Here is a 13,600-nt window from a genome sequence, read left to right on the forward strand (position 1 = left end):
CGTGGAATCGGCCAGTCCTTCGACCTGCTGGACACTGCCCAGGCCAAGGCACCCCGCTGAAGGAGCGTTTGAATCAACCCGCCCGGTTACGTTGCGCACCTACGGTATCCGCGACGTCGCGGTACGTCTCCGCCGTGATGCGCGCTGGGGTGTCGCCTGCCAGTAGTGCTTCGAGGCCGGCGTGGAGGTGATAGCCCCATGCGGTGGTGCAGACGGTGTGGCATTCCAGTTCGGGTCGCAGGCCGCGGTGGGTGAAGGTGATGCAGGTTCCGGCTGGGTCCGGTGCGAACTCGAAGGCGACGACGGTTCCGATCCACTCCTCCTGGTCGGAAGTTCCGCCCGAGGGGACAACCATCCAGGTGAGGGTGTGGCCCGGGTTGGACCCGATGACGTCGAACTTGGAGTGATGCAGCTTCGGTACGTCGAAGACGAACGTGTCGCCGACCTTGGTGGCGGACCCGTCGATCATCTCGTTCCACCATTTCGCGGGTGAAGCGGCGCCTTCGAATGCCTCGATCGGACGAACGGGGACGGTGAAGCTGGTCGTGAAGTCCGTGCTCATGGGAATTCCTCTCCCTAGTTTTCGGTGGCGGTGAGTTTCGAGTCGTTCTGCATCTGACTAAGGTCGTTCGCAAACGGCGTTCCAGTTTCCAAGTAGGACTTGAGGTTTGCCAGCACGATCGGCCAGCCCTGCAGAATGCCGTCGAGCATCTCCCTGCTCGGAAGGTTCGTGTGGCTGACGGTCAACTTCACGGCGTCGACGACGGGTTCGATCTGATAGGTCACCACCGAGCCCGCGTCGTCGAGTGCCTGCGCTGCGGGTTGGAAGGTGAACACCAGGCGGTTCGGTCGATCGGATTCGAGGACTTTGCCCCAGATATCGTAATGGCCTGTACGGCCGTCGAATCGGTGTGTCCACGAAGCTCCGACCTCCCAGCCGGAGACGTTGGCCATCCCGCCCCAGTAGATCGCGGTGATGTCGGCGTCGGTGAGGGCGTCCCACACCTGCTCGGCCGAAGCTCGGATGTAGGTGACGTACACGTAGTCGGGGAACTGTTCGGCTTCCTTCATGGCGTTGTCCTCTGCTCGTTGTTTGACGACGTCCAGGACGTCGAGGTGTGGACGATCGAAATCACGGATCCACCGGCGTTCGATGTCGTGAATCGGCTCGGGATTCAAGAAGTGTCGACGTTCGCGCCCCTTGCGGACGACAACGACCAGGTTGGCCGCGACCAGTAGATCGAGGTGCTTGGTCACGGACTGGCGAGCCATCGACATGCCCTCGCAGAGCTCTCCGAGCGTTTGCGCATTCTCACGTCGCAGAGCGTCCAGAAGTGCACGCCGAGTGGGATCGGCGAGTGCCTTGAAGACGGCGTTGACATCAGGTTGCGGGAGCACCACCCCAATATGCAACCAAACGGCTGCATATGTCAAGAGGTATCTACCCGGCAGCTCGGACCAGCTCTATGCAGGCAGTTTCTGCAGTGTCAGCTTGGTTTGCTTGCGCACTTCACTGTCCGGATCGTCGAGGTACTGCTCGACCTTCGGCTTCAAGCCGGCGGGCAGGGGCTTGTACTGACGCAGGTACTTGATGCCGAGGGCACGCACGCTCGGGTCCTCGACTTCCCCGACGACGATCTCAAGGCCATCGGGTCTCCCCTGTTTGATCAACCATTCCAAGATCGCTGCCCGCCCCGAACTCAACGACCGATCCACTGCGAGAGCCGCCATCCGGTCGTAGTCCGAGGGCACAGCGAGATGCAGCAAGGCATTGCCCACCGCATGACTGTTGATCGGTGGCAGCGGCGGGTCGAGATAAAACTGCTCGAACAACACCGGCACAGCTTCGGTCCCGACTGCATCGACGGTAGTGAGGGCGCGAGCGAGATTCTCACGGAACTTGGCCAGGTCCTGTGGGTCGGTCATCGGCGTTCGCCCGTCGAGGTTCTTCAGCCAGTCGATCAGGAGCGGTATCAGCTCTGGGTATCGCACCTTGGTGTTGACCAGGTCAGGCAGGGTGCGGAACGGCAACTTCGCCTGCTTGCTGATCCGGGTAATGTCGGCCGACAACATTTCGTGAGCTTTCAGTCGCTCAGACGAGGGCGCCATGGTTGTCGAAGCTGTCCTTTCGGGTGGCTCGCCAGGGAAGGACGGGCGAGACGAGACTCAACGACTTTACGACAACCTGAGAACCTTTGACATCGAAGACAGTCGCTGAGGCGACGGAAACAAGGTCAATGGCAGATCATGACGGCAGAATTCGGCTGCACTACGCCGCCAAGACAACGACTGAAGGAACGTCGACGCTGAGATCGCTGCGGGAGCGGACACGAACGCGGCAAACGGTCGAGGGTTCACCCCGCTGCACTTTGCGGCACAGGGAGGCTCAGCGGAGTCGGCGCGACGACTACTCGTTCATGGTGCACGGGTCGACGCGGCAGATGCCTACGGGGAATCGCCGTGATAGGCGGCTCTTATGACAGCGTCCGGCATTTCAAGGTTCTCGAACTTTTGCGAGCTGACTAAGCAAGGACCGCGGTCGCGCGCAACATGCAACCCATTGATTGACGCGTCGGTTTCGACCACGATCAAGACCACTTTTTGATGCACCCGATACATGTAATCCCATTTTTACGAGCATCAATAATGGCCCCTCACTCCGAACGGCGAGCATGCCTATTACGCAAATAAGACGAGCAATCACGGACCACAGAACTCTAGTTCCGCAATCGTGAACCGATCTCAGTCGCCAGCGCTTTCTGTCCAGCGTCAGTAGGGAACGTCCCATCAGAGCCAAGCATGCCCGGACTATCTATAAGCACCGAACTTACATCAATATATTCAGCATCAATCCGTTCAGATACCCGACGAAGCAGCGTATTCATATTATTCAGCTTCTCAGAAGGACCCGGCGCGAAAACCGACAGAACCACAATCCGCGCATCAGGCGCCAGTTCCTTGGCTCTCAGTAGTGTATCCAAAATCGCCGGGCCAATCTTAGAACCATCACCGCGCTTTAGATCTTCAAGACCGCCAGATATGATTACCATGTCAGCACTATCCAAACGAGATCCGTTTATTCGATCGAGGATTGTCAAATTCTTCGCGCCCGGCATTAGGTATCCAGAATCACGGGATGCGTAATCCCTCATATACCAACCCCGCTCGGCGGAAACAATATCCGGCCACTGCACACCTGAATCCATCGGCGTTCCTGTCGAATATGAATCGCCCAAAAAGTAGACCCATGGTTCATCGTAGTAAGAATCAGGTTGAAAACGAATCTCACCTACTGAGATCGCCTCGGATGCTTCTGGACTCTCGTCAGACGACCATCTCCACCAGAAACCAACTAAAACCAAGCTAAGTGTAAAAAGAATGAATGACACTTTAGTTTGCGCCGCAACTCGATCAAACACTATTACCCCTGTAGAATCCACACGATAAACTCAAAATACTTCCGCGAGGCGCACAAAAGCGCGGATACGACCGAAATTAAGACCGCTCAGCCGCAGCAGGCTGAGACCTAACAGCACTGTCTGGTCGATCATTATTCTCACGTATCGCACAGTCATGCACGCCTCAACAATTCACTATTTACAACTGTCAGTCTTTTCGTGAGCTCGCTAGGGTCTAGCTCCCATAGTCTCTCCTCGATTAACATTTCCCGAACGCCCTCGGGGAATCGAAACCGACGGACCACTGCGGGGTTGCCAAATACGACAGCAAAGTCAGGAACGTCCTTCGTCACTACTGAACCTGCACCGACAACGGAACCGATACCAATGCGGCTACACCCCGGCAAAATCACGGTGTTAGCACCTATCCAAGAATCATGACCGATCTCACACCGGGAGCGGACTACATCGCTAGCGCCAAGGCCATAACGGGGCTGGTACCAGAACGGGTGCATCGTTGCAGAACCGGTGGGGTGGGCAGCTCCAAATCTGCGAACATTAGGCCCAATCGATACATACCGTCCGATCGAGGTATTCGGGTCACAAAACCCAGGATCAAGTAGCGCACCATACGAAAATCCGCCAACCGATACTCCATGGTACCTGTGCAATATCGTGCGCAGAGTTTCCGAGATCATGGGCCCACCCTCGATTGCAACAATTGCCTTCAACAATCGCGAACGCGCAGGGACGGATTTGTATAGTCCTACAGCAATCTTACTAAAGATCGAACGATTCATTGATAGACCTGAACTGGACAGGTCCGCGCTTTTCGTCCTTGCGACAAACTTTCTCATTTTATTCCTTTCCCTCTCTCAACTTCGGGGTCTAAAAGGTTGCCGCTACGTCCCCAACTTCTCCTGAAAGTACCTAGCGCCGCCCTTGAACTCGCGGCAAAGTGCTGCCGTGCCAGCGCCGACAACGCGAAGCCACGATACGTCGGGATTCTATGCCCTGACAACAAACGTCCGAGCAGTCTTCCGAACAGCGTCCGGACCCTTGTGACCTGAAGTGGTTGCACGCTATATAGGACATCGTGCGAAATTGATTCCAATAGGAGCACACCATCCGCCGCGGCATCCATCAAGGACTGGTGACCTCGTGCCGTTCGCGCAAATATGAACGACCTGCCGTCTCCCGTATCGAACACAGGAAAACCATTTGCATCCGACTCCCAATAGTCCCCAACTGACACATCTGCGAATCGACCCGTACCATCGGGGCACAACTTACACCGCCATTGCAAATCCTTGCCGAGATGCGCACCCCACGATTCACTATAGGAAAGAACGGCGGAATTCCCACCCGCGTCCTGCACTGCAAACTCTCCGGGCCAACCCGCCCCACGGTAACGAAGCGATGTAACGCTCTTAACATTCACACCCAAATTTTCGACGAGAACATCTGTTGCACTCTGGCTCGGAACACCCGCGCAAAAAAAGGACATCATGAAGGGGGTATCCTCTACAGCACCGCCTTCTAAGCCCATTATGGCTCGTGCTGATGAGATTTCACAGGGCTTTCCAACCAAGGCATTACTCGAACCATTGACTACAAATAGTGGCAAATTTGCTACTGGCGCGTAACGTGATCCAGCCGCGGACAGCGCGTCCTTCCGACTAGTTATGTTCGTCGAAGTGCTGCGCGTAGACCCCTCAAGCGCAGTAGTCCCGACTACCTTCGCAGTCTGCTCCTTCTCAACCATCCAGGCTGAAAGGGCTGTCAGCACACCACCACTGCTGCCAGCATTGCGAAATTCTTCGTCTGAAGCCCACCCCACCCATGCCGATATATAGGGCCCGAAAATCGAATCTTGCTTCATCCCATCCTCAACGGGCACCGGTGCATGGACGCCAATCCCCGGACAGACACTCCTGAACTTCATGACGTCGCCCACTGTTGTGTAGTCCTTCTCCACACCCAGTGAAGGCCTCAGAAAGCGATTCTTAACTATTTCCATAGAGACATCTTGAAATACCTGTGCACATCCACCGCAGCCACTACAATTTCCGTTACGAACTACCTTCGATATCTCTTGGGCCACCGACTTCTTCATACCGTATGCCACCTTTTCGCAATCTCGCCCATCGCGACTTTCGAGAAATCACGTGCCCTCGCTTGCACAGCGGCAACCGGATACGGTAAGTCTTGAAGCTGAGACACAAGCTGTAGGGTGTCGTTCGCGATATCGTCGGACAGCTTCAAATCTAAAACCGCGCGCCACTCGAGTGCCGCCATCAAAGGTTCAAACTTTCGCGAATACGCCCACGCGATAGCCGGAGTGCCCACAGACAAAGCATTCAAACAAGCGTGCATTCTTGACCCGATCAAAATATTAGCTCCAGAGATAATCGACCTCGCAGAATCCAAAGATGTCGGTATAACTGCGGTTACACCAACGGATTGATACTCTTCGGCGAGCAACCGCAGTACTGGAACGTCATTGTCTTCACGCGGCGAGTCGAGCACGTGTGCGATTAGCGTTATCTGTCTTTCAGCAACAATCAAGCCATCAATGAGTTCACGGACGAAACCACGATAGTCTACATAGTTGACGTGTGAGTTCTCATGCCACAGCAATCCAGACACATTCACGAGAACATCGCTTTGTACCGATTCACTGGGATTTACTAACATAAAAACTAAATCCGTACTGATACCATCAACTTCTCGCCCTAGCGACTCGGCGCACTGGGCGCTGACTGCATCCCTAGATAGAACACAGTCAAAGTTCGCAAGTGCACCACGTGCAAGCAATCTACCAGTGCGCGATTTGAAGGGACCTATCGTTTGCGGCAGCATCACGCTTGGGATACCCAATCGCTTGAGTAGACGTTGCGAATAGATTATCGTTAACAGACGCTTATACCCGTATATATCAGTAAAACTGTCCCCGGCGCCTGTATCGAAAGCTGCATCGAAACTTCTAAAATGTTCTTTGATGGGCCCTCGGCTCCGACCAATGTCCTTCATAATGGACCGCGCGCCTAGCGAGACACCGGTCGATCCCGAGCCGAAATCCTGGCATACGACCTCTACGTCGCCTCCCCATGTAACTTTAGCCAACGACTCAGCCCCTTCCGCCAAAACCCTAACTCCCAGGTTCGCGGAATGGGAGTCAGCCCATAAGGCCAAAACTCTGGTCGGAGCTTCGAACCGACTGACCGCTGGCTTCTTATTTCTCGAATGCCGGCTCTTAAGAGATTCCCTGCATCCGGCGCCATACCCCCTGACCGCAGCACGCAATTTACTTGCGCGCCCCTTCGATTCCTTCGCAGCCCGCGCAAATATACGAGCCGTCTCGATAGCTCCCGGTCCAAAAATGGTACTGAATCGACCATAATAACGACCCATTACGATGACTCTATTCCGTTGCATAGAATAGTAGTAAATCTCACTTTTACCTTCTGCCGCTGATGATGCACCGACTGCATGCCAGACTACAGAGTTCGGAACCACCGCCATGCGGATGCCGAGTTTTTGTGCTCGGATACACAGGTCGACATCTTCCCAGTAGAGAAAGATCTTCGGGTCGAACCCACCAAGCCGCCGCCACGTCGAGGCGCTCATCATCATGGCGGCACCGGTAATGAAGTTGATCCTGGTGAGGGTTGGAATCTCAGTCAGGGGCAAGCCAATGCCTGGATGACGAACAGATCGTCGATTCACATCGATCTCGCCCCCCGCAAACCACAATCTGTCACGATCAACCCCAGTTGTGATGAGGGGCGACACGATCTCGCAGGTCCGATTTACAACGGCATCCACTAAGCCCGCAACCGCACCGGCGTCGACCTCTGTGTCGGGATTAAGTATCCAAATTAGATCATCGTTGTCTAGATTGGCATCTAGTATCGCGGTATTGACTGCGACTCCAAACCCGAGATTAGTCGGGTTCGATTTGTATTGGACATCATATTTATCTGCTATAGATTTAGTCCGCGCGCGCTGATGATGGTCCGTCGAATTGTCGATAACAATAATGGTACCAATGTCATCATCGTCAACGATCGAGCAGATGCATTTCTCTAAAACATCCCCCGAGTTGTAAGCCACCGTAACTACAGTCACCTTCGGCCTCTTTGATGACTGCCGACCATCTGTACCCCGAACTATCACAACTTACCCTTTCCAAACTATCGCGAGATTAATCTAGCCCGCCAGCACCGGCCTGCGACGATCTACTCTATGCAGTCTTACCTGAGACAGGATCGGGGGCACGGCGAAAGAGAGCACGAAAAGTAGACTGGAAATCACCTCTTCTGGGAACGAGGCCACGGATGGTCACTGGCATCGCAGAAACGCCGAAAAGTGTAGTTACGAAATAGCCACACACAGCCGACAACGCGGCTCCATTTGCACCATATTTTTGCCCAAAAATAATAAGCAGTGGAACGCTCACGACGAGTCCTGAAAGTTGAGAAAAGGTAACAGCCATCCCTTTATTGATTGCGAATAACGACGAGGTGAGGACTTGGTTCACAATTACCAAAACAGTACCAACGCTTAGAAGTAAGGTCGTTTCAATAGCGGGTCTGAATTCGTTTCCGAAGATGATGGGCACAGCGAGGGGAGCAATCGCAGCGACCAAAGCACCCGCCAGCAAACCTACTATCGTCGAATGACGTATTGACTCCGCTGCGATGTCTGATTGTTCGCGATCAGACGACTTGGCAATATGAACAAACGAACTCGCCCCAAGTGCGTTACCCACTGGGCTGGGAGCCATGGCGATATTCGTTGCTACAGAATACTGGCCTAGCGCGGATGCACCCGCAAGGGGCAGAAGCAGGATAAGGCCCAATCTGTACGAGGACATCTCGGCGATCTGCGCACCACCTGCCCGAGCCGACTCACGCAACAGCGCACCGAATGGGACACGGGACCCGCGCCACCGCACGACGTTGAATCTGATTGTCGCAACGTATGTAGCCACGATCGACAGACCGTATACAGCGATGACACCAACTACTGCTAATTGTCCGATCGCAAAACAAACAAAAATACCGCCGACGTAGAATAACGGCTGAGCGAGGGTGAGAACAGCAATCTTTGTGTACGATTTTGTTACTACAAAATAGCTTATCAGTACGTTCCGCGAAACAACTAATGGTGTGGTAGACAAGCACAGGTAAAACACAATTTTTTCCAGAGAAGATAGGTCCGAGAATATCGTGCTCACAGCGAGTGCCGAAATTAATAGTGCCGGAATTAGGGACAAGACACTGAGCCGTTGAGCGGACCTAATTACTGCATGCGGATCCGCAGCAGTAGCTACACGTCGCCGAACGACCCAAGGCAGCCCAAATCCACAGAGCAGTGGGACTAGAAACACCACAGCGGTGATTCCCGCCGTAATTCCTCGACCGTCGGGACCCAACGCCCTTGCAATAAGCGGAGCGGTCGCTAATGTCAGGATAGACCCAAGAACTTTGGAGACGATCAGTAATGATGGTGAGTTTGGTAGTCGATGCGTCATCATAACGGTAAACCAACCCTATCTTTTCGCTGCCTCCGGTGTTGCAGGAAACGTGAGCAGATCGCGAAGAGTACAGCAAGGCCTATCGCCGCTTCGACTGCCATCAACCCATCCAACGGCTGTCTAAATCTAGTTCGCGTAAAATACAACGCCATTATGGGACCGTTAGCAAAAAATAGTGCGATTACTACCCATTCATTCGCGTGCATTTTTATCGATTCTCGACCGAGTATACGTACAATGCACAGTACTAATATTGAACCGAAGGCCACGGTCGCAATCAGTGCCTGGACCGTAGCATTATTTTGTGCAGCGCTATGCGGCTCGTTATATGGCGAAAAATAGTTTACTAATTTTTTAACGTATAAGATTGAGAACTCTTCCGGGTTGGACGTTATCCAGCTCCGCGCCTCTGTTGAGTAGAAGTCGTTACGAGATAGCTCACCCATTCCGTGCGCCGTCGCATACTCGACGCTCGGGCTGATATCAGCGGATACGCCACTATCCGCCGTCGCGTTGGGACTATTACCGAGAAGGAGGTTGAACCCTGACGACGTCGAGAGGAAAACTGCCTCACCGATCGTTATGTAGTTTCGAACGACCCATATTAGCCAGGTTCCTGCTGCGAATACCACACTTAGCGCGGCAGCCAATCGTGCACCAATGCGCCAAAATGTAACCACAACCGCTAACAAGAGCACTGCGGCAGTGAGTGCCAGAGTCGGCACCGCCAAGGCCAGGCACGATGCTGTTAATCCAGCGCCTACAGCAACAACTGCCCTGCACTTACTGCTGGTGACAGTCGGCGCAAATATCCACATCGCCCAAAGGGCAAGGATGCACGCCAGCGCCAATGTCTGAGGGTACAGCGTGGTCGCTGTGTACAGGTTGACGGGATAGAGGCCAACGAGAATTGGGGCTGTGATGCCGGCGATCTGGCCGCCTATCCGATAGCCGATCGAAGAAGCTAAGACGGCCGATGCCATCAGAAGTATCGCTGGAATCACAAACACGACCCAGCCTGGAGAGTCAATTATGAATGTAGTCGAAATCCACAACGGCCAAGCTGGCGGCCTATAAGCAGTGGCTAGTCCGTTCAACTGGTAGACGCCGAATTGACCAACGCCCTTCCCAAGTTCTAAATAGCCTTGCTCGTCGCTGTATCGGACACCTTCATGCATTACGACGCAGAAAACGGCAATCAATATTATTACTACAGTGTTTGTAATAATTAGAAGCGAGAACCTTTTGCCCAGTCGTTGCACCGTCCGGAAGCGACTGACGAAAGAATTTCGTCCATGCGGTCGGGGTTGCAAACTCTCGGACTCAAGGTTACTCATCGTGTGTCAGCCATCTGTGCGCGTTTGTCAACGCAGACAATCAAACCGCAGGCTATTACGCACCCGCCGAATGCGGCAAAACTTCTTGCATGCATGATCGGACTTACGAGACTTACGACCATCATCGCGGTAAAGGCACATCCTAACGATGCCCAAAAGCGCCGGTTAGTAACATTCTGGTTATTGGCAGCTCGAAACAGCTTATATATACCGAGACCAATGAGCGAAATCATGAGCGTGCCGCCGATGACACCGAATTTGACGAATGGCAATATCATGTAATTATGAAGATAGAGGCGCCCCTGGTCACCCACGAATGGTTCTCCAAATAACTTTTCTCGATAATATGCTCCGAAACCGGTTCCAGTCAGCGGATTGTTGGAGAGAAAGGTCCACGCGCTGTTCATCTCAACAAAACGCCATCCCACAGAGGGGTCGGTGGCGATCACGTCGGGTGCGATTCCAGTCAACACTCGGCTTGAGAACGTGTCGATCACATTCGCAAAATATCCGTATTGGTAGCCGATCCACACGGGAATTCCGGCTAGGACGATCCCAGTCAAAGCTAGCAGCGTAAGTCGGCCGAATCTATCCCAACGAGAAGATGCGAAAGGAATCACGACAGATAGAAACGAGGCCGCGGCGATACCCGCTAGCGAGTTTCGAGAATAAGACATTATGGTCAATGATGTTGCTGCGAAAATTAAGACCATCAGGTGCTTTTTTCCGATTAGTCTACCAATTTTCAACTTGAATACTGAAGCCGAGATAAGAAAACATGTGACAAATAGTGCAATTGAAACGGTTTCCGTCTGAATTCTTCGACTATCCAGAGATTGAGCCTGACCGCTGTAGTATATGGCATTGACAGCGCCAGCCTCATTCCCGACGATAGTGGTGGAGGTCAATTGACTCAAAATTGCTAGTACCGCGGTTCCAGAAATTAGCCAGGTTATTGCACGTCCGCCAAATCGTAAAGACTCGGGCCGAGCCATGAGGTACGCGCCTATGACTATACCTGCGACGATATAGAGTGTCGGTCTCATATCACGAATTACCCAAGACACCGTGGCGCCGTGCCATACCCCGACACAGCCAAAAATGACCACACCTAAAGAAAGCATGCCTAAATATGGCGTCGATCTAACAATCTTGACGGCCGCAACTGTACTTGCAAGCAGAAGTAGATCGGACAAATATACCGATCCCGGACCCAAGGTGGCCTTCCACTCAACGCCATAGAGGGTAGGAAATGCAGTTGAGATCAGCGCAATCCAGACCACGATATCTCGATAGTTCAGCACGAATCGATGATTTACTGAACTGTCGATCAAATCCTCGACTGAGGGAGACGCTACTCGCATCACGGTCTGTGCACCTCGCTCAATTCTTTGACCCAACGAATCAGACTCGCTACTGATTCCTTCTGGTCCGCCACGTGTTTCACTTGCAGCTGACGCATCAATTTCGATGTCTCTTCCGCGCTAGTTGTGGCAGCCCGCACTCCGCCGAGTATCCCTGTAGCAGTGGTCGGCACGTACATCGCCGCGTCACCGAAGAAACGCTGCAACTCAGGAAATTCGCTTGTCACTAGCGGTTTGCCATAGATCATCGCTTCGTACCCGCCACGTTGCATGGTATGTGGTCGATCAGTAAGTGCTACCACGATCGCGCAGTCCTGCAATAAGTCTGCGTAGCCCGAGTCAGTCACATACCCGGAGAAGGTCACATTGTCCGTTGCTTTCATTTTTACTACCTCTGGTGCTTTGCCAGTTAACACCCAATTGAGGCTTGGGTCCAGGGCCGCAGCGCCGAGTATCTCATCAACTGGTTCGTCGTTTGCGTAGCTCAGTGGAGTAAGAATAAATGATGGGAAAGTTCGGTCGCGCGTCTTGATGGAGCTCCCCGTCGGGCTGGAAATTAGATCGTGGAGAGCGATAGCTTTCACATCGTGTGTCTGACAAACACTCTGTAGTGCGGAATTTGTAACAATTGCTATTGCCTTACGGCCGATAAGACGCAGCGTCGGAACTAATGCCCATTTCCACTTGGGATCTAAGAAGACACCACTGTGCAGGTCAACAATAAGTCGGCCACGGAAAAAGAGTTTGACAACAATAAGCAACGGGAGTGGCGGCAGCATTATTGCCATCACCGGTGGGCGTTTTTCTAGAACCATACGGATTGTTTTGATCGATTGAATCGCATAGCGGATTGGTAGCGGGCCGGCACCACCCTCTATGAACACGGGGAGCATACCTAGCGCTAACGCGAGGTCCTGACTCCTGCCGTGATGTTTGACCCAGCTAATAAATAGACCTTCTTCGTTGTTCATTGTGCCTGCGGTTCAATTTTTGTTGCGGCAGCGGAGTACAGCGTATCGCGCCTAGGCTCACTGAGGTCCAATCGGTAGGCCAACTTGCGAGAGACCATAGCAGTAGCTATTTGACTCTGGTGTCCATCGACATGCTCGTTATGGTCTCGATCCCTGACTGCCAGGATCGGGCATATACCAACATCTAAAAGAGAGAGAATAGACCCGACACCCGCATGCGTAATGACTACATCGGCCCAAAGTGCTGTAGTAAGCACCTGGGATGCTGGTATTTCGGAATGGGTTTCTCCTGGTAGGTCGCTGCGGGTCGTCGCGCCGAGTTGCCAGACCACCTCATCGCCGGGGCGTAACAACGACAATATCGAATCGACTGCACGATCAAATCTATATGGCTTGATCGTACCGAGAGTAACGAATAATTTCAGGGATCCAGTCTTCGGCAAAACAGAAACAGGCTTCCATTCCTCCAGCAGGGATTGCAGTTGGCGCCAGCCGCCCTTCGCCCAGGTCCGATGTTGGGTGTACGTCGAAATGCCAGGGAATGCCCTCATAAGCCTACCTGTCAAAGAAGGCCCCTCGGTGCGACTCACGCTCTCGACATAAATTGTGCGAAGGCCCCGAATTCTTGCCAGCGGGAGAATAGACGATGCGAGTGCTGCTCCGGTACTTACGCATACGTCGTACGAATCCTTGGTGATACTCGGTGCCACTATCCGTGCCGCATGAAATGCGGCCTTAAAGTCACGGGGTTTTACGTAGGGCACATTCACCACATTACGGCCGCGAAGTAAGCTTTTAGATTGATGCGAATCGAACGTTATCCAGCTCGAGGCTGGATCGGACTCAACGTTGCTTGCCATGCGGACTAGCTGCTCAAGGTGTCCTCCCGTCGAGGCCACCCACAAGACCCTTGCCCCGGCCGGGATAATCTCGACGAGCTTAGATGGCTCAGTCCCGGTGGTCAATCCTTTATTCATGTCTACTCCAG

Annotated in this window: 12 protein-coding genes; 1 reads left to right on the forward strand and 11 read right to left on the reverse strand. The window is 53.3% G+C overall.

The window, feature by feature from the left end:
- Positions 1 to 73 precede the first annotated feature (73 nt).
- The 3 genes from ABIB36_RS02935 to ABIB36_RS02945 form a co-directional block, all read right to left on the reverse strand.
- Complete coding sequence (locus tag ABIB36_RS02935; RefSeq protein ID WP_354559079.1) at positions 74 to 562, reverse strand: SRPBCC family protein; 489 nt, start codon at positions 560 to 562, stop codon at positions 74 to 76.
- Between the two features lie 14 nt (positions 563 to 576).
- Positions 577 to 1,398 carry an ArsR/SmtB family transcription factor gene (locus ABIB36_RS02940; RefSeq protein ID WP_354559080.1) on the reverse strand — a complete coding sequence of 274 codons (822 nt, stop codon included), beginning with the start codon at positions 1,396 to 1,398 and terminating at the stop codon, positions 577 to 579.
- A gap of 66 nt (positions 1,399 to 1,464) precedes the next feature.
- On the reverse strand, positions 1,465 to 2,109 hold the full coding sequence (locus ABIB36_RS02945; RefSeq protein ID WP_354559081.1) for a hypothetical protein: 645 nt from the start codon (positions 2,107 to 2,109) through the stop codon (positions 1,465 to 1,467).
- Between the two features lie 202 nt (positions 2,110 to 2,311).
- On the opposite strand from ABIB36_RS02945, the gene ABIB36_RS02950 reads away from it, so the two are divergent.
- Entirely contained in the window at positions 2,312 to 2,464 is a 153-nt protein-coding gene (locus tag ABIB36_RS02950; protein WP_354559296.1) for an ankyrin repeat domain-containing protein, read from the forward strand.
- A gap of 253 nt (positions 2,465 to 2,717) precedes the next feature.
- Here the strand turns inward: ABIB36_RS02950 and ABIB36_RS02955 are convergent, their stop codons facing one another.
- The 8 genes from ABIB36_RS02955 to ABIB36_RS02990 all read right to left on the reverse strand — a co-directional run bounded on the left by ABIB36_RS02955 (position 2,718) and on the right by ABIB36_RS02990 (position 13,589).
- Positions 2,718 to 3,419, reverse strand: coding sequence for an SGNH/GDSL hydrolase family protein (locus tag ABIB36_RS02955; protein ID WP_354559082.1), 702 nt, complete (start codon positions 3,417 to 3,419; stop codon positions 2,718 to 2,720).
- Positions 3,420 to 4,251: 832 nt separating this feature from the next.
- Positions 4,252 to 5,514: a Coenzyme F420 hydrogenase/dehydrogenase, beta subunit C-terminal domain gene (locus tag ABIB36_RS02960; RefSeq protein WP_354559083.1), complete on the reverse strand. Its 1,263-nt coding sequence runs from the start codon at positions 5,512 to 5,514 to the stop codon at positions 4,252 to 4,254.
- Positions 5,511 to 7,529, reverse strand: a complete 2,019-nt coding sequence (locus tag ABIB36_RS02965) for a polysaccharide pyruvyl transferase family protein (protein WP_354559084.1) — start codon at positions 7,527 to 7,529, stop codon at positions 5,511 to 5,513. Before ABIB36_RS02965 ends, ABIB36_RS02960 begins: the two co-directional genes overlap by 4 nt.
- Before the next feature lie 115 nt (positions 7,530 to 7,644).
- Entirely contained in the window at positions 7,645 to 8,940 is a 1,296-nt protein-coding gene (locus ABIB36_RS02970; RefSeq protein WP_354559085.1) for a lipopolysaccharide biosynthesis protein, read from the reverse strand.
- Positions 8,937 to 10,202 (reverse strand): glycosyltransferase family protein, encoded by a 1,266-nt coding sequence (locus ABIB36_RS02975; protein ID WP_354559086.1) that lies wholly within the window; start codon positions 10,200 to 10,202, stop codon positions 8,937 to 8,939. The genes ABIB36_RS02970 and ABIB36_RS02975 overlap by 4 nt, the downstream gene beginning before the upstream one ends.
- A 71-nt stretch (positions 10,203 to 10,273) precedes the next feature.
- Positions 10,274 to 11,641 (reverse strand): O-antigen ligase family protein, encoded by a 1,368-nt coding sequence (locus ABIB36_RS02980; protein ID WP_354559297.1) that lies wholly within the window; start codon positions 11,639 to 11,641, stop codon positions 10,274 to 10,276.
- Positions 11,641 to 12,612 carry a glycosyltransferase family protein gene (locus ABIB36_RS02985; RefSeq protein WP_354559087.1) on the reverse strand — a complete coding sequence of 324 codons (972 nt, stop codon included), beginning with the start codon at positions 12,610 to 12,612 and terminating at the stop codon, positions 11,641 to 11,643. Before ABIB36_RS02985 ends, ABIB36_RS02980 begins: the two co-directional genes overlap by 1 nt.
- Complete coding sequence (locus ABIB36_RS02990) at positions 12,609 to 13,589, reverse strand: glycosyltransferase (protein WP_354559088.1); 981 nt, start codon at positions 13,587 to 13,589, stop codon at positions 12,609 to 12,611. Before ABIB36_RS02990 ends, ABIB36_RS02985 begins: the two co-directional genes overlap by 4 nt.
- Positions 13,590 to 13,600: the final 11 nt, after the last annotated feature.

Source organism: Rhodococcus sp. UYP9 (assembly GCF_040547235.1).
Lineage (GTDB): Bacteria > Actinomycetota > Actinomycetes > Mycobacteriales > Mycobacteriaceae > Rhodococcoides.